The 21,341-nt window shown below is 42.1% G+C and carries 10 protein-coding genes; 9 read left to right on the top strand and 1 reads right to left on the bottom strand.

Annotated features, from left to right (window positions below):
- The first annotated feature begins 733 nt into the window (after positions 1–733).
- From C3V44_RS06940 to bglX, 5 genes are read left to right on the top strand one after another with little or no spacing between them, the layout of a single operon-like run.
- Positions 734–3,748 (top strand): TonB-dependent receptor, encoded by a 3,015-nt coding sequence (locus tag C3V44_RS06940; RefSeq protein WP_106095976.1) that lies wholly within the window; start codon positions 734–736, stop codon positions 3,746–3,748.
- A gap of 15 nt (positions 3,749–3,763) precedes the next feature.
- The gene (locus tag C3V44_RS06935) at positions 3,764–5,245 is read left to right on the top strand and encodes a RagB/SusD family nutrient uptake outer membrane protein (protein ID WP_106095975.1); all 1,482 of its coding nucleotides are present in this window, start codon (positions 3,764–3,766) and stop codon (positions 5,243–5,245) included.
- 21 nt (positions 5,246–5,266) lie between these two features.
- Positions 5,267–6,811, top strand: a complete 1,545-nt coding sequence (locus C3V44_RS06930) for a PKD domain-containing protein (protein WP_106095974.1) — start codon at positions 5,267–5,269, stop codon at positions 6,809–6,811.
- Between the two features lie 36 nt (positions 6,812–6,847).
- Positions 6,848–8,491: a family 16 glycosylhydrolase gene (locus C3V44_RS06925; protein ID WP_106095973.1), complete on the top strand. Its 1,644-nt coding sequence runs from the start codon at positions 6,848–6,850 to the stop codon at positions 8,489–8,491.
- 10 nt (positions 8,492–8,501) lie between these two features.
- Positions 8,502–10,787, top strand: a complete 2,286-nt coding sequence (gene bglX / locus C3V44_RS06920; RefSeq protein ID WP_305763989.1) for a beta-glucosidase BglX — start codon at positions 8,502–8,504, stop codon at positions 10,785–10,787.
- A 75-nt stretch (positions 10,788–10,862) separates the two neighbouring features.
- On the opposite strand, the gene C3V44_RS06915 is transcribed toward bglX, so the two are convergent.
- Positions 10,863–12,548, bottom strand: a complete 1,686-nt coding sequence (locus C3V44_RS06915) for a glutamine--tRNA ligase/YqeY domain fusion protein (RefSeq protein WP_106095972.1) — start codon at positions 12,546–12,548, stop codon at positions 10,863–10,865.
- Positions 12,549–12,835: 287 nt separating this feature from the next.
- On the opposite strand from C3V44_RS06915, the gene C3V44_RS06905 reads away from it, so the two are divergent.
- The 4 genes from C3V44_RS06905 (at position 12,836) to C3V44_RS06890 (ending at position 21,262) form a co-directional block, all read left to right on the top strand.
- Complete coding sequence (locus C3V44_RS06905; protein WP_009417398.1) at positions 12,836–13,492, top strand: carbonic anhydrase; 657 nt, start codon at positions 12,836–12,838, stop codon at positions 13,490–13,492.
- A 970-nt stretch (positions 13,493–14,462) separates the two neighbouring features.
- Positions 14,463–17,657, top strand: coding sequence for a TonB-dependent receptor (locus C3V44_RS06900; protein ID WP_106095971.1), 3,195 nt, complete (start codon positions 14,463–14,465; stop codon positions 17,655–17,657).
- Between the two features lie 12 nt (positions 17,658–17,669).
- A complete protein-coding gene (locus C3V44_RS06895) occupies positions 17,670–19,622 on the top strand; it encodes a RagB/SusD family nutrient uptake outer membrane protein (RefSeq protein WP_106095970.1) in 1,953 nt (650 codons plus the stop codon).
- Positions 19,623–20,347: 725 nt separating this feature from the next.
- Positions 20,348–21,262, top strand: a complete 915-nt coding sequence (locus C3V44_RS06890; RefSeq protein WP_002675001.1) for an SPFH domain-containing protein — start codon at positions 20,348–20,350, stop codon at positions 21,260–21,262.
- Positions 21,263–21,341 lie beyond the last annotated feature (79 nt).

The following is a 21,341-nucleotide window of genomic DNA, read 5'->3' as shown; positions in this document are numbered from 1 at the left end:
CATAAATTGATTTTCTTAAAAAAATATATACATTACCTATACAACACCTCTTTTTAAGAGGTGTTTTTTATTTGTTGTTACCTTTACATCGATTTTTTGCATATAAGTTTAAATGTAAGATTTACAATGGTTTGTTTTGTAATTCTCGTTAATAGCAACTATACATTTACGTTAAAAATACTTCTTGTATATTTTTTGTATAGGTAAAATATTTTGTGTGTTGAATAATTGCGTTTATCTTTGTTGCGTGATTGAAAGAGAAATAAAGGAAAGAGAAAGTAATACCGAGTTAATACCAATAATGCCAATAATACTGATTGAAAAGTATAAATTTAGAGAGAGTAGGAAAAAGCAACTGAAAAAGGTGATTTGTTGTTTTGAAATTAAGGCTGTAATTTATCATTTTTGAGATAAAACTTATCAAAAGTTACCACTGGGAATGGAAGAACGAAAGCGCACGAAAATTATTCTTAACTTTATCCCAAAAAAGAGAGGGATTTTTACTATATGAATGATGGACTTAGCTTATAGAGAGCTTATAGGAAGCTTATACGAATCTTGGACGATTGGTATAGAAGGGGTGTATAAATAGTTGATTAATAATACAATACAACAATACCAGTAATATCAGTAATAGGTAGAGAAGCGAAAGTAAAGGGAAGAAAAGAGCAAGTTAGAAACAGTTTAAACCTAATATAATACATTAACATACCATTTAAAAAGAGCAATTCAGATGAAAGTATTTATTTTACCAATGTTGCTATTTTTATGTACGAGTTTGGCAGTGGCACAAACTTATAACATAAAAGGAAATGTGAAAGAAGCTCCTAACAGTCCGATGATGGGGGTTTCGGTGGTTGTAAAAGGCACTACCCACGGGGTCTCTACCGATTTCGAAGGGAATTTTGCCTTAGACAATGTGAAGAGAGGTCAGGTTCTGGTGTTTTCGTATGTGGGTTACATCACTCAAGAAATCACTGTGAACAATGGCAATGCGCTGAACGTTACCTTGAAAGAAGATACCCAAACCCTCGGCGAAGTGGTAGTTATCGGGTATGGAACTCAAAAGGTAAAGGACGTAACAGGTTCGGTATCAGTAGTAGATGCTAAAACCATTACCGAACTAAAGCCTGTGGATGCGGCTACTGCCCTACAAGGTACTACCTCAGGGGTGAGCGTAAACAAGGCTTCGGGCTCACCTGGAGGGAAGATAAACATTCTCATTCGCGGAGTGAGTTCTAACGGTAGCAACGAGCCTTTGGTAATTATCGACGGTTACGAAGGGGCACTGAACAGTATCAATCCCGAGGATATTGAGAGTCTTACCGTACTGAAAGACGCTCAAGCGGCTATCTACGGTATCAAAGGAGCGAATGGGGTAGTGCTCGTAACTACTAAAGGTGGACGCAAAAATACGCCTTTGGAAGTGAAAATTAGCTCGTACAGTGGTATCCAACAAACTACCAAAAAGTTGGATTATATGAACGCTACCGAGTATGCTGCCTTGCTCAACGAGAGTTATGCTGCCAACGGACAGGCGTTGCCCTTTGGCAATTTGGCTTCTTTAGGCAAAGGCATTGATTGGCAAGACGAGGTGTTTAAGAATTCTGTTATTTCAGATATGACAGCTAGTATCTCGGGTGGAGGTGAGAAATTTAGTTATTACTTAGGGGCATCACATCTTACCCAAGACGGTATTGTAGCCCCTGAAAAATCCAACTTTAAACGCAATAACGTGAAAGTGAGTTTGGGAGCTGATATTTCACCAAAACTTAAGATGAACTTCACTGCCAATTATTACAACAACAAGCGCAAAACCATTGAGGAAAACGGCTTGGGAGCAGTGCTTTTCAACGCTTTGAACTTCTCGCCTACTTACGGTTTGCACGATGAGGATTTAACGGGCTTTTTGGGCAATGAGGTGATTAACCCTTTAGCACAAATAGACAATACCTATAATCAGTATGACGGCAATGGATTGGAGGGGAATTTCCAGTTGAGCTATAATCTCATAGAAGGCTTAGACCTCACTTCGCGTATTGGGTTTAAAACGTATAGTGATGAGAAGAAAGATTTTCAACCTCTGAGCTTTTTTGGTACAGGCAAAATCTTTAACCGCAGTCGCAGTACGGTAACTCAGGAAAAGAACGAAACGCACGCCTATACGTGGGAGACTTTTGCTACTTATAACAAAACTTTCTGGAAAAACCACAACACTTCACTCACTGTGGGAACCAGTGCGCAACGGAACTGGGGCAGTGGACTCAGCGCTACGGGTTACGATGTGCCTAATAACTCTTGGGATTTTGCCGATATAGGGCTTACTACAGGTACGAACAATAGCAAAACTGATAACTCGTATATGAACGATTCGCGTCTTACCTCTTTTTTTGGTAGATTGCAATACGATTTTAAGAGCAAATACTTGCTATCGGCGATGCTTAGGCGTGATGCTTCTTCAGACTTCCCGAAAGACAACCGCGCCGACTTGTTTTCATCAGTAACAGCAGGTTGGAAAGTATCCGATGAAGGCTTCTTGAAAGACAGCAAATGGATAGACTTCCTCAAATTGCGCGGTAGTTACGGTACGTTAGGTAACAATGCCGGTAAAAACCTTTATAAGGCGATTTTAAACGGGGAAGCTGTGTACGTGTTCAACGGACAGATAGTGCGTGGAAAAGCTGTAGGCAAATTGCCCAACCCAAGTGCTAAATGGGAAGTAGCTGAAAAGTTAGACGTTGGTTTTGATTTCAATACCTTGAAGAACCGTTTGTCGTTAGTATTTGATTACTTTATAGAAAACCGCAACGATTTGCTCATTTCTAATTTTCCTGTCTCAGGTATTATAGGGACGGCTGCACCAGGAGCATCAAACCCCACCGTGAACGCTGGTAATACTCAAAATAAGGGCTTTGAGGTAGCCTTAGGTTATAGAAGTGATGTAACAAGACCTTTCTCTTGGGGCTTTAACTACAACATTACCCGTTTAGACGGCAAAGTGGTATCAATCAATGGTGATGTGATTCCAGAAGGAGGGGCTTTCAGCGTCGGTCAGTTAGCGCCTGCACGTATGGAAGTGGGTCAACCTATTGGTTACTTCTACGGTTTGCAAGCCGATGGAATTTTCCAAAACCAAGCTGAGGTAGATGCACACCCTTCACAACTCGCCTTAGGGGCTCCTGCCAAACCTGGCGACATCAGGTATAAAGATGTGAATGGCGACGGAGTAATCGATTTTAAAGACCGTACTTATTTGGGTAAGCCTACCGCCACTTACTATATGGGCTTGAACCTCAATGCTAAGTATAAAAACTTTGATTTCTCGACCTATATGTATGCCGAGCTCGATAAAGAGATGGTGCGCAACTACGAGCGTTCACAACCTAACGTAAACCGTCAGCGTTTATATCTTGACCGTTGGCGTGGTGAGGGCACCAGCAACAGCGTGCCTCGTGTAACCACAGGGGCGACTACCAATAATTTATTCTCAAGTTTCTTTGTAGAAGACGCCTCATTCTTGCGCGTTCAGAATATACAGTTGGGCTATTCGATTCCTGCATCGGTATTGGAGAGTGTGAAGATGAAGAGCTTCCGCGTGTACTTTTCAGTAAACAACGCCTTTACGTTTACTAAGTACAAAGGTTATGACCCCTCAGCTACCTCTGGCGATGCCATTGGTGGAGGTATAGATTACGGCTTTTATCCACAAGCTCGTCAGTTTATCTTAGGATTTAATACATCATTCTAAAACCCATACAAACAAATGAAAACGATACACCACATACAAAAATGGACAGTAGGGCTAATGCTCCTCGCCTTTGCCCTTGCTTGTTCCGATGATTTTCTCGACAAAACCAAACAGTACGAGATAAATTCCGAAAGTTACTTCAATTCTAAAGAAGATTACCAAAATGCGCTGATTGCATCCTACAACTTGTTGCATTCTACGTATATAAATGTATTGATGGGCGAAATTGCTTCCGATAATACCCTTTGCGGAGGGGAAGGAGCATCGGATGTAATAGGCTTTCAGCAAATAGACCAGATGATTCATACTCCTGTCAATGCACAACTCAAAAACCTTTGGGACTGGATGTTTGCCGGTGTAAACCGCACGGCTTATATCTTGGAATTCCAAAACAAAACAGCCTTTGAGGGCAAAGAGGTGATCATTGCCGAAACACATTTCCTTCACGCTTATTACAATTTTGAACTCGTGAAATGGTTCGGAGCAATTCCTCTTAAAGAAAACAAACGCTTTGAGCGTGGCGACGAACAAAAAATACCTCGTTCTCCTGTGAGTGAGGTCTATGCTTCTATTGAGAAAGACCTTTTGGCTGCCATTCCTCACTTGCCTACAACACCCCCCGACGGTCAAGTAGGGCGTGCTACCAAAGGTGCGGCTCAAGCCCTCCTCGGCAAGGTATATTTATACCAAAACAAGTTTGCCGAAGCTGCTCAAGTATTAGAAACTGTGATACATAGCAATACCTATTCTCTTGTAACCGACTATGCTTCTATCTTTGAAAAAGAAGGTGAAAATGGTGCTGAATCAGTATTCGAGATACAATACACCGATGCTGAAGGTGCGAGCTTCGACTGTTTGCAATGTAGCAAAGGGAATGTAGCGGTAGGGTTTAACAGTATCCGCAACTACAACGGCCCTGTGTTCGATTCTGGCTATAGTTTCAATGTGCCTGTGCAAGAAGCTGTCGATGCTTTTGAAGCAGGCGACCTCCGCAAAGATGTTGCTATCTTGGATATCGTAGCGTGGGCAGCCGCTAACAATGCTACTTATGCCGAAGGTTACAAGCATACAGGCTATTTCAATAGAAAATATATTGCTCGCAAAGGTGACCTCAATAGCCCCGACCAAAACCTTACCAACCCTAATAACTATCGTGCCATTCGCTATGCCGATGTGCTCTTAATGGCTGCCGAAGCGCTCAACCGTGGTAATATCAGCGATGAACGTGCTCGTGACTATCTCAACCAAGTGCGCAAACGTGCCTTTGGCAATGAAAATCACAATATTACGGTTTCGGGTACTGCCCTTACCGAAGCAATATGGAAAGAACGCCGTGTAGAGTTCTTAGGTGAAGGCTTGCGCTTTTTCGACTTAGTCCGCACCGGAAAAGGTACCGAAATACAAGGCTTTACTGCCAATAAAAACGAAGTATTCCCCATACCCCACGAAGAAATTCGTTACGCCAACGGCAATTGGCAACAAAATCAAGGATACTAATTACCTCTTATCTAAATTAAAATGAAAACACTCAAAAACCTCATAGCACTACTGTTTCTCATTGGAATAGTAGCCTGCGAAAAAGATAAGGACGATCTCAGTTTCGTCCAAAATGCCACTGCCCCTACTGATGTCTCAGCTAAATTTCAGGTGAGCACCGATAACTCAGGAGCTGTAACCATCACGCCAGTAGCTACGGGAGTAGCCACCTACAAGGTCTACTTTGGCGATAGCACTGCAACTCCCACTGTGGTAAAAGCAGGTGGTTCGGTAACACACACTTATGCTGAAGGTAGTTACCAAGTGAAAATAGTAGCTGTGAACATTGCTGGCAAGGAAGCCGAAGCGACTTTGCCTTTAGAGGTGTCTTTCCGCGCCCCTGAGAATGTAGAGGTAACCGTCGCTAACGACCAAGCGGTCTCCAAAAAAGTGAATGTAACAGCTAAAGCCAACTTTGCGATTACTTACGACGTGTATTTCGGTGAGAGTGCCGACGAAAAACCGGTCTCTGGCAATATAGGAGAGGAAGTTTCACACATTTATAAGCAAGTAGGTACTTACACCCTTACCATAGAAGTGAAAGGTGCGGGCAGACAAACTACTAAAGTGCAAAAAACGGTACGAGTAATTGCCTTGCAACAGCCTACTACTGCAGCTCCTCAACCTCCAATCCGCAAAGCACAAGAGGTCGTTTCGCTTTTCAGCGGACGATATACCAATGTGGCAGGTACCGATTTCAACCCTAATTGGGGTCAAGCCACTGCCTACAACCTCTTTAAGTTGGGCACCGATGAAATCTTGCAATACGCTCACCTCAATTATCAAGGTATCCAATTTGCCCGAGAAATCGACCTATCAGCGATGGAGTTCTTACATTTAGACGTTTGGACTGCCGATGCTACAGCTTTAGATATCTATTTGATTAGCAAAAGCACAGGCGCTGACGGTGAGAAGTTCGTCAAAAAGACCCTCACTGCCGATAAGTGGACAAGCATCGATATTCCACTAAACGACTACACCAAACAAGGATTTGTAATCACCGATGTACACCAAATCAAATTAGTAGGACAAGGTACGGTATTTATCGACAACTTGTATTTCTACAAAAAATCGAATACTGTGATAATCGAAAACTTTGAGGGTACAGCTCCCGAGTTTACTACCTTTGGCAATATGGCAGATGTAGAAGTAGTAGCCAATCCTAATACTACAGGCAATACTTCTGCTAAAGTAGTAAAAATGGTGCGCACCAAAGGTTGTGAAACGTGGGCAGGTGCGTTCTTCACTTCCGAAAGTTTGGATATGAAAAGTCACAAGGTATTGAAGCTAAAAGCTTTTTCTCCTAAGACAGGTATTACTGTAAAAGTGAAATTAGAGGGAGCTACTAGCGATGAAGCAAAAGAAGTAGATGCTCGCATCACCAAAAAGAACACTTGGGAAGAACTTTCGTTTGATTTTACTGGCATTGATACCAGCGCAACCTACACCAAAGTAGTTGTTTTTTTCGACTTTGGTGAAAAAGGCGATGATACCACTTATTACTACGACGAAATAACACTGAATTAATTACCCGTGCGGCCCGCACTAAATTGACAAATTAAAATGAAAACCTTAAATCTTTTAACCCTATTAGTAGCTTTTGTCTTTATAAGTTGTAAAGATAAGCACGAGTTTGGAGACCTTACACCTCCTTCTAATGTAAATGCCTCGTTCAGTATCGTGGGGGCTGATAACACTCATCCTCACGGCGATGGCACGGGCTTGGTGAACTTTGTAGTAACCGCCCAAAACGCCATTTCTTACCGCATCGATTTTGGCGATGGCAAGACCGAAATGGCTCCCTCTGGTAAAATCCAACACCGCTATACCAAAGTAGGTACCAACAAATTCACAGCGGTAGTAAGTGCTGTAGGTGCAGGAGGCTCTATGAGTTCTGTGTCTTTAGAATTGGAAGTATATAGTTCCTTCTCCGATGCTGAAGCCGAAAATATGCTCGCAGGTAAGAACATCGGCGATACTAAAACTTGGTATTGGGCTGCCAATGTAGCGGGATATGCAGGCTTAGGCCCTCAAGAAAGTGGCGACAATGGCGAATATGGCTACCCAGCTTGGTGGCAAGCAACACCATTTGACCCTACTCGTACTTGTATGTTCGAAAATTCCTTTATCTTCACCCGTACAGCTAATGGTATTACCTATAAACAAACTGCCAACCACGTGTTTATACCAGGAGCCTATGCTGAGGTATTAGGTGTAGCTAAAGACCAATGTCACGGCACCGATGTAGTACCTACGATTACAGGTGAGAAACAAGTGTCCTTCGTGCCTTCTACTTCCAAAGCTGCTACCCAAGGTAAGTACGACAACAAAGCCTATCGCGGTACAGCTATCGAGCTCTCCAATGGCGGTATGCTCGGCTGGTGGGTAGGCGCAAGTACTTATGACATCATCAGCCTTAGCGATACCCAACTCATCGTGCGCGTGATGCAACCTAACAGTCAGTATGCGTGGTATCACATTTTCACCACTACCAAACCTTCCGAAAATAGTTTTACCAATCTCGTGTGGTCTGACGAATTTAACAAAGCGGGTACCCCCGATGCGACAAAATGGACGTATGATTTAGGCAAAGGTAGCAATGGTTGGGGTAACAACGAGTTGCAAACCTATACCAAAGACCCTGAAAATGTGAAAGTGGAAAACGGAGTGCTAAAAATTACTGCCAAAGCCGATGGAAATGGGGGGTATACCTCTGCCCGCCTCAAAACCGAAGGCTTGTATGGTTTCAAATATGGTAAAGTGGAAATCAAAGCCAAATTACCAGCTTCTCAAGGCACCTGGCCTGCAATGTGGTTCTTGGGCAACAACTTTGCTACCGAGGGTTGGCCTAAATGTGGCGAAATAGATATGCTCGAGCAAAAAGGTAATAAAAAGACTCATATTCTCGGCGCTTGCCATTGGTATGACACCGATAGCAACCATCAGGGTGATTACGACAAAGAAACGGCGGTAGCAGGCACATCAAACGATTTTCATATCTATACAATGACGTGGACAGAAAAAAAGATTATCTTTGCAATCGATAACAAGAACTATTTCGAAATGGATAACAACGCTAAATTGCCATTCAACCAAAAATTCTTCCTTATTCTAAATGTCGCGATGGGAGGTACATTGGGAGGTCAGGTAGCTAATAATTTCACCGAAGATAGCCTTGAAATCGATTATGTGAGAATTTATCAGTAAATTAATTATTATGAAGAAAATAACGTATTGTATCGCTATGGCATTAGCTGTAGTAGCTTGTAACAATTCGTCAAAAACTGACGATAAAACCCCTGTGAAATGGGAGTCCTTCAGTGGCGATAAAAACATCGAACGCAAGGTAGATTCTTTGCTATCGCTGATGACCTTAGAAGAAAAAATCGGACAACTTACTCAGTTTGCTGCCAATTGGGATGTTACAGGCCCCGTAATGTCCGATGACTTTCAGCCTTATCTCGAAAAAGGTCTCGTAGGCAGTGTGTTCAACGCTGTTACCGTGCCTGGAGTGCGCAAATTGCAGGATATAGCTGTCAAGAAAACTCGCTTGGGTATCCCTATTCTATTTGGTTACGACGTGATTCACGGTTATAAAACCATATTTCCTATGTCGCTTGCCGAAGCCTGCTCTTGGGATTTAGACCTAATGCGCCAAACCGCTGCTATTGCTGCCGAAGAAGCTGCTGCCGATGGCATCAAATGGACGTTCGCCCCTATGGTCGACCTCGCTCGCGACCCACGCTGGGGGCGTGTGATGGAAGGCGCTGGCGAAGACCCCTTCTTGGGAAGTGAAATCGCCAAAGCTCGCGTACAAGGTTTTCAAGGGGGAACCGACTGGCATTCGCTTAGTAAAACCAATACTGTCTTAGCGTGTGTAAAACACTTTGCTGCCTATGGCGCTGCCGAAGCAGGACGCGACTACAATACTGCCGAGCTCTCTCAGCACACCCTTTGGAATGCCTATCTACCACCATATAAAGCAGCAATTGATGCTGGAGTGGGCACCGTAATGGCTTCCTTCAACGAGGTGAATGGTATCCCTGCAACTGCCAATCGCTACCTAATGACGGATATCCTTCGCAAGCAATGGGGCTTTAAAGGCTTTGTAGTAACCGATTATACCGGTATTAACGAACTGGTTCCTCACGGTATTGCGGTTGATAATAAGCACGCTGCCGAGTTAGCAATCAATGCTGGTATTGATATGGATATGACAGGCGCTAACTTTATCAAGCACCTCAAAAAATCAGTCGAAGAGGGTAAGGTAAAAGAAGAGACTATCAACACCGCTGTACGCCGTATCTTGGAAATGAAATTCGTATTGGGCTTATTTGACGACCCTTACAAGTTCCTCGATGAGAATCGCGCCAAAACAACCCTTATGAAACCGGAGTTCTTGCAAGTAGCCCGCACTGCGGTTGCTAAATCAGTGGTATTGCTCAAAAACAACGCCGAGGTATTGCCTATCACTCCCGATATGGTGAAAAAGGTAGCCCTTATAGGCCCTATGGTAAAAGATTCTATTAACCAAAATGGCGAATGGCAAGGTCGCGGCGACCGTGAACTCAGCGCTTCTCTTTTCAAAGGATTACAAGAAGTGTATAAAGATAGTAAGGTGCAGTTCAGCTATGCCAAAGGTTGTACCCTTACTGCCACTACTTCTGCCGATATAGCCAAAGCAGTAGCTACAGCACGCGCTGCCGATGTAGCAGTGGTAGCCTTAGGTGAAGACTATAACTGGTCTGGTGAATCCGCTTGCCTTACCGATATACGTTTGCGCGCTCCTCAGCGCGAATTGCTCCGCACCCTCAAGCAAGCAGGCAAACCTATAGTGTTATTAGTGTATAGCGGTCGTCCGCTCGATCTCAGTGAAGAAAGTGAATTAGCCGATGCTATTTTGCAAGTGTGGTTCCCTGGTACCCAGTCAGGTTATGGCATTGCCGATGTATTATCAGGCAAGTACAACCCTTCAGGGCGTTTGGTGATGAGTTTTCCTCGTAATGTTGGACAAGTGCCTATCTATTACAATCACAAGAACACCGGTCGCCCCGTTGATCCTAATAACCCAACAGTTGATTACCGTTCTAAATATGAGGATGCGCCTGTCACACCGCTCTATCCTTTTGGTTACGGATTGAGCTACACCACCTTTAATGTTAGTAATGTACAGCTCAGCAGTGCCACCCTCAACAAAGGAGGTAAGATTACTGTTACAGCCCAAGTAGTCAATACCGGCAAGCGCGATGGTGAAATAGTAGTGCAATTGTATATTCGTGATTTGGTAGGTAGTGTAACCCGTCCGGTGAAAGAGCTCAAAGGCTTCCAAAAAGTCGCACTCAAAGCCGGCGAAAGCAAACAAGTGCAGTTTGAAATTACCGAAGACCTCTTAGCCTTCTACAACGCCGATTTGAAAAAAGTAACCGAACCCGGCGCTTTCAAACTCTGGGTAGCTCAACACTCCGCCGATAACAGCAACGAAAAAGATTTTGAGCTAAAGTAGATTTTTTCCTTTCATTACACGCAAAAAGGATTGCTCTTCTAGGGCAATCCTTTTTTTGTTTTAGTGTATGATATCTTATTCGCTAATCTTAGCCCACGTATCTTTTAAGCCGACGGTTTTGTTGAACACCAATTTTTCGGGGGTAGTATCAGGGTCTACGCTGAAATACCCCAGACGTTGGAACTGTACCGTGTCGCCTGCTTGGGCGGTCTTGAGGCTTGGCTCTACATAAGCAGTTACTACTTTTAGAGAATCGGGGTTGATGTAGTTTAAGAAGCTATCTTCTTGGCGGTCGGGTTCAGCAACGGTAAAGAGGCGGTCGTAGAGGCGCGCTTCGGCTTCTATTGCGTGGGCTACTGATACCCAATGCAATGTGCCTTTTACCTTGCGCATACTCGCTTCGGTACCACTACCGCTACGGCTATCGGGGTCGTAAGTACAATGTATTTCAGTAATATTTCCTTGAGCGTCTTTCACTACGCTTTCAGCTTTGATGATATAAGCATTCTTCAAACGTACTTCTCCTCCTAATTTCAATCGGAAATACTTCTTGTCAGCCTCTTCTCTAAAGTCATCTCTCTCGATATAAATTTCTCTACTAAAAGGCACCTTACGATAAGTCATAGGAGTTATCTCGGGATTATTTTCGGCGTCAAGCCATTCTTCTTGTCCCTCAGGATAATTGGTAATCACCACCTTCACGGGGTCGAGCACTGCCATTACGCGGTTAGCTTTTTTATTGAGGTCTTCGCGCACACAGAACTCTAAAAGAGATACATCGATGAGGTTTTCGCGTTTGGCAATACCGATGGTGTCAGCGAATTTGCGAATGGCTTCAGGGGTATAACCACGGCGACGTAAGCCTGAGATAGTAGGCATACGGGGGTCGTCCCAGCCAGCAACGTAGTTTTCGGTTACTAACTGCAACAGCTTACGTTTACTCACAATCGTATGACTGAGATTGCGGCGGGCAAACTCACGTTGCTTAGGACGGGTACGAGTGTTGTCGTATACCTGGTCTAAAAACCAATCGTATAACTCTCTGTGTGGTAAGAATTCCAACGTACAAAGGGAGTGTGATATTTGTTCGAGGTAGTCGCTTTCGCCGTGTGCCCAGTCGTACATAGGGTAGATATGCCATTTGTCGCCTGTGCGGTGGTGTGAAGCGTTCATAATGCGGTAGATGATAGGGTCGCGCATTAGCATATTAGGCGATGCCATATCTATCTTGGCGCGGAGTACATATGTGCCGTTTTCGAACTCACCGTTTTTCATACGCTCAAAAAGGGCGAGGTTTTCCTCTACTGAGGTATTGCGATAGGGGCTCTCGGTACCCGCTACCGTTGGCGTGCCTTTTTGAGTGGCAATTTCTTCCGATGTTTGTTTATCTACATAGGCTTTCCCTTGTTTGATGAGCATTACTGCCCAGTCGTAAAGTTCTTGAAAATAGTCGGAAGCATAGCATTCTTTATCCCATTTGAATCCGAGCCACGCTACATCACGGCGAATCGCATCTACGTATTCTTGTTCTTCCTTAGAAGGGTTGGTATCGTCGAAACGCAAGTTTACAGGGGCGTTGTAGCGCAACCCCAATCCGAAGTTAAGGCAGATAGAACTCGCGTGACCGAGGTGCAAGTAGCCATTCGGTTCTGGAGGGAAGCGAAAGCGTAAGGCGCTGGCGGGAAAGCCTTTCGCAAGGTCTTCCTCAATGATATTTTCTATAAAGTTATTAGAGCGTTGTTCTTTTAATTCTTCTGACATCTTTTTTAATGATTAATGATGAATGGTAGATAGTTAATTCTTGTTTTCAAGGTGCAAAGATACAAATAATTTCCTAATTTACTAATTAACCAATTACTCTCATTCTTTTGGCGAAGGCAATAGCTTCCACATTATCAGCGTGTGTTTTCTCTTAGGATATTTTGCCTATAACGGTTTACTGTATGTACACTGATATTCAGCTTTTCGGAGATTTCTCTGCAAATATTTGTCATTTCCCTAAAAACACCTACCTTTGCCACCTCAGTAGCCACTAATCATTATAACTTATGCCTACTTACAACAAAATATTCGAAAACAATCGTCAATGGGTAAAACACCGCAAAGAGGGCGACCCTCATTTCTTCGAGAAACTCGCCGAAGACCAGAACCCCGACTATCTTTATATAGGTTGCTCCGATAGTCGTGTAGCTGCCGAAGAGTTAATGGGTGTAGGTCCTGGTAAGGTGTTTGTACACCGCAATATTGCCAATGTAGTAAACACCCTCGATATGAGCTCTACCGCTGTGATACAATATGCCGTAGAACACCTGCAAGTAAAGCATATTGTCGTATGTGGTCATTACGATTGCGGAGGTGTAAAGGCTGCTATGCAAGCCAAAGACTTTGGTTTGTTAAACCCTTGGTTGCGTACCATTCGCGATGTATACCGCTTGCATCAAGCAGAACTCGATGCCATTACTGATGCCGACCAGCGTTACCGCCGTTTGGTAGAACTGAACGTAGAAGAACAGTGTTTCAATGTTACCAAAATGGCAGTTGTGCAAGAAAGTTATCTCAAACACCAATACCCTGCTGTTCACGGTTGGGTATTCGATATTCACACCGGCGAACTCATAGACCTTAACCTCGACTTCGAAGCCTTCCTTCATAAAATCCAAAAGATATACGACCTCACCGGACAAGAATGGTATAAACCCTACTAATTTCACTCAGTAGTCAAAAATCAAAAGACGTCATATATCAGTTCCAACTATTCTCTGGCTACTTTACAACGAACTTATATTAAATACAATTTCTCTCAAAAGTTTTTTTATAAACACCTATTCTACCACATCTATCTTTTCGCTCCCCTAAGTCTCTCCGACAGCACCCACCTTTTTAACCTATCTCATAAAACTTTTTCACCGCCTCACCCTCGTCATTCTCCGTTCATTCCTCATTGCCCGTGCGACTGACACCTGCCTGTGTGGTTCACACTTTTCCTTCGCTACACTCCCCCTCGGGGAGGAAGTCCGCGAGAGCGGAGTATGTGTAAAGAGGGAGGTTATCCCCTAGTGCCTATGGCCTAAGGCCTAGCACCTCTTCCTCTTTCTTTCGACTCGAAACCCTCTTTTTACCATTTTTAACCTTATCGTATTATAGTATGAATCAACCACTTATACACCCTTCCTATACCAATCGTCCAAGATTCGTATAAGCTTCCTATAAGCTAACCCCACCCTCCTTACAGCCTTTTTTCATCAAAAGACCCTTCAGTCTTCTTCTGAAAATCTTCGTTTTCTTCCGAACCCCTCAACGCTTCTCTATTTGCTAATTTTTTTCTCGCCTGCCGTGCTACGGCTGCCTGTGCGGCTGGCACCTTTGCCAAAGTTGAATAAACTAATAATATTTACTCCTTTCCTCATTCTCTAATTTCCTCATTTTCTAATTTGCTAATTTTCCCCGCCCGTCGTGCTACGACCTCACACTTTCTTCCTTTTTCTTTTGAAAAGTGTTAAAATTAATAATAATACACTTTCTTTTATTTTCTCCTTATCTATTGTAATTCATATGATTATCCCCTCTATTTAGCGAAGAATATAAAATTATTTAAAAATATTAGCTATGATTATTTGGTAGATATAATAAATAGTGCTACTTTTACGCCGTAAATTTCATTTAATAGCCAAACTTATGAAAGAAAAGTATTTAACATTTGTTATGTTTGTGTTAGGTTGCTTTTTAACAACTCTTATGGCACAAACCATCTCAGTAAAAGGTAAAGTTACTGATGATAAAAAAACGCCTTTACCCGGTGTTTCCGTAGTGGTTAAAGGCTCTACGCACGGTACATCTACTGATTTTGACGGTAATTATCAAATCCAAGCCAAAGCAGGCGATGTGCTCGAGTTTAGCTTTGTAGGATTTACTACCCAGACTAAAAAAGTTGTAGGGGGGGGTAATTCTTACACAGTTAATGTGCAACTAAAAGAAGATACCCACCAACTTACAGAAGTGGTAGTGGTAGGTTTTGCCACTCAAAAGAAAGAAAACCTTACAGGAGCTGTAGCTTCGGTAGATGCTAAAGCCTTAGAGAATCGCCCTGTAAACAATGTAACCCAAGCACTACAGGGGAACGTTTCGGGGGTGAACTTCTCTGTAGGAAATGGAGGCGGACAGTTGGACAGTAATCTTTCCTTCAATATTCGCGGTACAGGTACTATTGGGTCAGGATCTAGTGCAAACCCCTTGGTACTTATAGATGGTATGGAAGGCGATATGAATACTTTAAATCCTAATGATATAGAAAGTATTTCGGTGTTGAAAGATGCAGCTTCGGCTTCTATTTATGGGTCGCGTGCGGCTTTTGGAGTGATTTTAGTAACTACTAAATCAGGTAAAGATGGTAGAATGGTGATAAATTATAGTACTAATTACCGCCTTGCTTCACCCGTAGGCCTCCCTGAAATGTTGGATTCAGAAGATTTTGCTAACTATTTTAATGAAGCTCAAAAGAATAATGGAGGGGCTCCTGTATTTGAAGATCGTATTATACAGAACATCAAGGCATACAAAGCAGGGAAGCTAAAAGATGCTACTGATTGGAACCCTACCAAAGATGGAAATGGTGCTTGGAATGACTACAAGCAAAGCTGGGCAAATGTAGATTGGTTTAAAGAGTTTTATAGAGCTTCTACTCCTTCGCAAGAACACAATTTTACAGCTCGTGGTGGTACTGAAAAGATACAATATTACGTATCATTAGGTTGGCTTGATGCTGAGGGGTTATCGCGTTATAATACCGATAAAATGTCACGTTACTCAGCACAAGGAAAGATATCAGCACAAATACTTCCTTATTTAAAGTTGAATTACAACTCACGTTTCAGTCGCAGAGATTTCTCTCGTTCTTCTTATTTAGGAGGTTTGTTTTTCCACAATATAGCCAGACGTTGGCCTACCTTACCACTTAAAGACCCTAATGGTCATTATATGAACGGTAATGAAATTGCACAGCTTAATGAAGGACGCGATAAAACACAAAGAGATGAGCTTACCCAACAATTAGCTTTGGTATTCAATCCTATAAAAGGATGGGTAACCAATGTAGAGCTCAACTACCGCACTTCTACTATCTTTAATAATTGGTACTACTTGCCTATCTACAAATATGGTTTACACGGAGAGCCTATTCCTATTTCGCGCGATGGGGAAGCTCCTGCTGGACATTCAAAAATAAGTGAATGGGCAGCCCGTTACAACTTCTTTAATACTAATATATATTCATCTTATACTAAAGAGATTAAGAAACATACAGTTACTGCATTAGCAGGTTTTCAATCAGAGCTATTCAAATCACGTCAATTTTCTGCTTCTCGCGATGAGATATACAGCAAGAACTCTCTTTCACTCAACACTACAGGAGGAAAGAATGATGATGTAAGTGGAGATTATCAACACTGGGCAACCGCAGGTTTCTTTGGCAGGCTCAACTACAACTACGACAGCAAGTATTTATTGGAAGTAAACGCTCGTTATGACGGTACCTCTCGCTTTTTGCGCGACCAGCGTTGGAACTTGTTTACCTCAGCTTCAGTAGGTTGGAATATAGCCAAAGAGGGCTTTTGGAAACACTTCGGTAAGTTTGGAGAAGCGGTAAGTGAATTTAAATTTAGAGGGTCTTATGGCGAATTGGGCAACCAAAACACTGATAGTTGGTATCCTTTCTATCAAACAATGAACATAGGGGCTAATAATGGTAGTTGGCTTCTTAATGGTGATAAAACTAATACAGCAAAAATGCCAGGATTGGTAGCTTCTACCCTCACTTGGGAAAAAGTAGCTTCTTGGAATGTAGGGTTTGACCTTACTGCTTTGAAGAACCGTCTTAAATTCACATTCGAGTTGTTTAGCCGTAAAACCTATAATATGGTAGGACCTGCTCCTCAACTACCTCCTGTATTGGGTACTGCTCCTGCTCGTATCAACAATACTGATATGGTATCAAACGGATTTGAGATTGTAACGAGCTGGAAAGACAAAATAGGAGAGGATTTCTCTTATGGTATTTCAGCTAACTTAACTGATAGCCGTCAAAAAATTACTAAATATCCTAACAAAAATAAATCTTTAGGAACTTTTTACGAAGGACAGTATTTAGGTGAAATATGGGGCTACCAAACACGTGGCATTGCTAAAACAGATGCAGAGATGACCGAATGGTTAAAAACACACGACCAAAGTGCTTTGGGTAACAACTGGGCAGCAGGTGATATAATGTATGAAGACCTCAATGGCGATGGTAAAATTAATAGTGGAGCTAATACCCTCGATGATCCAGGTGATAGAAAAGTTATTGGTAACACCACTCCTCGTTATAACTTTGGGGTACAAGTAGAGTTGAAGTACAAAAACGTAGATTTTAGTATGTTTTGGCAGGGCACAGGTAAGCGTGATTTAATTTTCAATGATTCTCCTTATTTTAGAGGGGCTAACCAAAACGTATGGCAATCAGCAGGCTTTAAAGAACACTTAGATTACTTCCGTCCCCAAGGCACTGATAGTCCTTTTGGATCTAATGTAAATGCGTATTATCCACGACCTACTATGGACGGTGGAGGTAAGAACTTCGCCTCTCAAACACGTTGGGTACAAAACGCTGCTTATGTACGTTTGAAGAACATACAATTGGGGTATACCTTCCCTACTGATATTATGAAGACTATAGGTATAGATAATTTGCGAATTTATATCTCAGCCGATAATGTATTTACCTTTACCAAACTCTCTAAAATATTCGACCCTGAAGCTAATGGAGGTTCTTGGGGACAAGGGAAACTATATCCTCTTTCAAGAGTGATTTCAACAGGATTAAGTTTAACCTTCTAAAAGACTAACACAATGAAAAAAATATATAAAAATATAATCATAGCTACCTTTTCGGTAGGGCTTATAGGGTGTAACAAATTTTTGGATAGAGAACCGCTCTCTAATATCACCCCTCAACAATATTTCAATACCGAATCAGATTTGGCAGCCTATACTATCACTTATTATAATTTCCCTACTCACGGTGGGTATAATATAGGGATTTTTAAAGATGATAACGGCACTGATAACCAAGCTACAACAAATGCTAATGTAGCTTGGGTAAAAGGACAATGGCACGTGCCTAAAGGTACAGAAGGTTATGATTTTGGTAATATTCGTGCTATCAACTATTTTTTAGCTGAAGTAACCCCGAAAATAGAGGCAGGAAAAATAACAGGAACACCTGCTAATATCAATCACTATTTAGGAGAAGCCTACTTTTTAAGAGCTTATGAGTATTTCGATCGTTTACAATCCTATGGTGATTACCCTATTGTGAAAACCGTACTCCCCGATAATGAAGATGAGCTCATAGAGGCTTCTAAACGTCGCCCTCGTAATGAAGTAGCTCGCTTTATTTTGCAAGATTTAGACAAAGCTATCAGCTTGTTAAAGTCAAGCCCAGTAGAAGGTAAAAACCGTATCAGTAAAGAAGTGGCTCAGCTTTTCCGCTCACGTGTAGCGCTTTTTGAAGGAACTTGGCTCAAATATCATAAGGGCACTGCCCAAGTGCCGGGAGGTATGGGCTGGCCAGGAACTAAAGTCTCTTACTTATCCGGTTTTTCTATCAATATAGATAGTGAAATTAATTACTTTTTGACAGAAGCAATGGCTTCTGCTAAGGTCGTAGCCGATGCTTTCCCATTGGTAGCAAATGACCACAATACCACTGGAACAGCTGTGTTTAGCAATCCTTATTTCAAAATGTATGGTGATAACAGTCAGTCAGGTTATTCAGAAGTGCTTTTTTGGAGACAATACAGCGCTGATAAAAGTGTTGGGCATTATACCAATGGTTTCTTGACAGGAGGCGCTAATAGTGGTTATACACGTGGTTTTGTGGATGCTTTCTTGATGAAAAATGGTTTACCTATCTACGCATCAGGTTCGGGTTACCAAGGTGATGCTGATCTTACAACTGTGAAAGTAGATAGAGACGAGCGCTTGCAACTTTTTATGCGTGTACCAGGTGATTATTTAGCCGTTACTCAGCAAGATAACAGTTATCCTAACATTATTAACTCGGTAACCGAAAGAAAAGCTGTTACAGGCTATAATGTGAAAAAAGGGCTAAATGGAGATGCCAAATATCTCACTGATGCGGTACTTACTGAGGCGGGTTGTATTGTATTCCGTGCTGCAGAAGCCTATCTTAATTATATTGAAGCTTGTTATGTAAAAAATAACAGTCTCGATGGTGATGCCGACCGCTATTGGAAAGCATTACGCGCTCGTGCAGGGGTAAGTGAAAATTACAATGCTACTATAGCCGCTACCGATCTCACCAAAGAAAACGACTGGGCAGTATATTCAGCAGGACAAAAAGTAGATGCAACCCTTTACAACATTCGCCGTGAACGCCGTTGTGAGTTTATAGCTGAAGGAATACGTAATAACGACCTCCGCCGTTGGCGCGCTATGGATCAGTTAAGAAACTACCAAATAGAAGGTATGAACCTTTGGACAAGTATGTATGATAAACCTACTTATAAAAATAATAACGGGACTTCTAAATTAGTAGCTTTGCCTGCTGCCAGCCCCAACATATCAGCAAAAACATTGAGCGTGTACATTCGTCCTTATCAAATTATACAACAAAACAACTTGTATTACAACGGTATTACTTGGACGAAAGCACATTACCTATCACCCATAGGCTTTGAAAACTTCTTACGCACTTCCAAAGGAGGAAATGTAGCTACCAGTGTTATCTACCAAAACCCAGGTTGGCCAGTACAAGCCGATGGTATTCCTACTGAATAATATATAGAATAACATCTTTCATAACATAATTTTTATTGCTTAAATAGGAAAAGCTACCCCTAAAAGGTAGCTTTTCCTATTTTATAGCTATTTGCTATAAACTTTTTCATCGCCCCATCTTTTGTCACTCATCATTCGTCCCCCGTCATTACTTCCCTTTTCCGTCATACTCACCCCTAGTGCCTATGGCCTAAGGCCTAGTGCCTCTTCCTCTTTCTTTCGTCTCGAAACCCCGTTTTTAACATTTTTAGCGCTGTTGTATTATGTTATTATTCAACTGTTTATATACCCTTTCTATACCAATCGTCCAAGATTCGTATAAGCTTCCTATAAGCTCTCTATAAGCTAACCCCACCCTCCTTACAGCCTTTTTTCATCAAAAACCCTCCCTCTCCTCTTTCGAACTTCTTCGTTTCCTTCCGAGCTCTCCAATCCCTCCTCTAACCTGTCCTACTCGTCTGAAAACTCCGACCCGTCCATTCCCTTTGGTGGTATTATTGGTATTTCTGGTATTATTGGCATTTACCTCATTTCCTATTTTTCTCATTTTCTCATTTTCTCATTTTCTCATTTCCTAATTTCCTCATTCTCTCATTTTCTAATTCTCTAATTTCCTCATTTTCTTTAAATTATTTTAAACTCAAAATTCTGTTCTCATATTTCTTGCACAATTCAAAAAAAGAAAGTACATTTGTAGCCGTTAATAACCCATAAAATTTCACATTATGCCCTATTTATTTTACATTTTATTCTTTTTTGCGTTAGTATTTTTGCTATCTACTTTCTTTACCGTGCGCCAACAAACCGCCGTGTCAGTAGAACGTTTTGGTAAATTCGAAAGTATTCGTCATTCGGGTTTACAAATGAAAATACCTATCATCGATAAAGTAGCCGCTCGCATCAGCCTCAAAATCCAACAGCTCGATGTCATTGTCGAAACCAAAACTTTGGACGATGTATTCGTCAAAATCAAAGTATCAGTACAGTTCGTGGTGATCAAAGAAAAAGTATACGATGCCATTTACAAGCTCGAATACCCACACGACCAGATTACCAGCTATGTATTCGACGTAGTCCGCGCCGAAGTCCCTAAGATGAAACTCGACGATGTATTCGTTAAGAAAGACGATATCGCCATTGCCGTAAAACGCGAAGTACAAGAATCAATGGAAACTTACGGTTACGACATCATCAAAACCTTAGTAACCGATATCGACCCCGATGCTCAAGTGAAGGCCGCAATGAACCGTATCAATGCCGCCGAACGCGAAAAAGTAGCGGCTCAATACGAAGGTGATGCACAACGCATCCTCATCGTCGAAAAAGCAAAAGCAGAAGCCGAAAGCAAACGTTTGCAAGGTCAAGGTATCGCCGACCAGCGTCGTGAAATTGCTCGCGGATTGGTAGAGAGTGTAGACGTATTGCATAAAGTAGGTATCAGCTCGCAAGAAGCTTCAGCGCTTATTGTAGTTACTCAACACTACGACACCTTGCAAGCCGTAGGTCAGCAAACCAATAGTAATCTTATCCTACTTCCTAACTCACCCGAAGCAGGTAGTGAGATGCTCAACAATATGATTACCTCCTTTACCGCTTCAGCTCAAGTAACCGAAACCTTGAAGAAGAAGAAAAACGACTAACTCACTGTTAAATAATATAGATTTTAAAAGCTATTCATTTTTTTGAATAGCTTTTTTTGTGATTATTGCTAAAATTACT

Source organism: Capnocytophaga sp. oral taxon 864 (genome assembly GCF_002998835.1).
Taxonomy (GTDB): Bacteria; Bacteroidota; Bacteroidia; order Flavobacteriales; family Flavobacteriaceae; genus Capnocytophaga; species Capnocytophaga ochracea.
Note: the sequence above shows the minus strand (reverse complement) of the source record. Positions and strands in the feature narration are given on the sequence as shown.

Excerpts from the sequence above, each read along its gene's own strand:
- C3V44_RS06905 (WP_009417398.1), top strand. The coding sequence starts at position 12,836 with ATGCCTACTTACAACAAAATATTCGAAAACAATCGTCAATGGGTAAAA.
- C3V44_RS06935 (WP_106095975.1), top strand. The coding sequence starts at position 3,764 with ATGAAAACGATACACCACATACAAAAATGGACAGTAGGGCTAATGCTC.
- C3V44_RS06890 (WP_002675001.1), top strand. The coding sequence starts at position 20,348 with ATGCCCTATTTATTTTACATTTTATTCTTTTTTGCGTTAGTATTTTTG.
- C3V44_RS06925 (WP_106095973.1), top strand. The coding sequence starts at position 6,848 with ATGAAAACCTTAAATCTTTTAACCCTATTAGTAGCTTTTGTCTTTATA.
- C3V44_RS06930 (WP_106095974.1), top strand. The coding sequence starts at position 5,267 with ATGAAAACACTCAAAAACCTCATAGCACTACTGTTTCTCATTGGAATA.
- C3V44_RS06895 (WP_106095970.1), top strand. The coding sequence starts at position 17,670 with ATGAAAAAAATATATAAAAATATAATCATAGCTACCTTTTCGGTAGGG.
- C3V44_RS06900 (WP_106095971.1), top strand. The coding sequence starts at position 14,463 with ATGAAAGAAAAGTATTTAACATTTGTTATGTTTGTGTTAGGTTGCTTT.
- C3V44_RS06915 (WP_106095972.1), bottom strand. The coding sequence starts at position 12,548 with ATGTCAGAAGAATTAAAAGAACAACGCTCTAATAACTTTATAGAAAAT.
- bglX (WP_305763989.1), top strand. The coding sequence starts at position 8,502 with ATGAAGAAAATAACGTATTGTATCGCTATGGCATTAGCTGTAGTAGCT.
- C3V44_RS06940 (WP_106095976.1), top strand. The coding sequence starts at position 734 with ATGAAAGTATTTATTTTACCAATGTTGCTATTTTTATGTACGAGTTTG.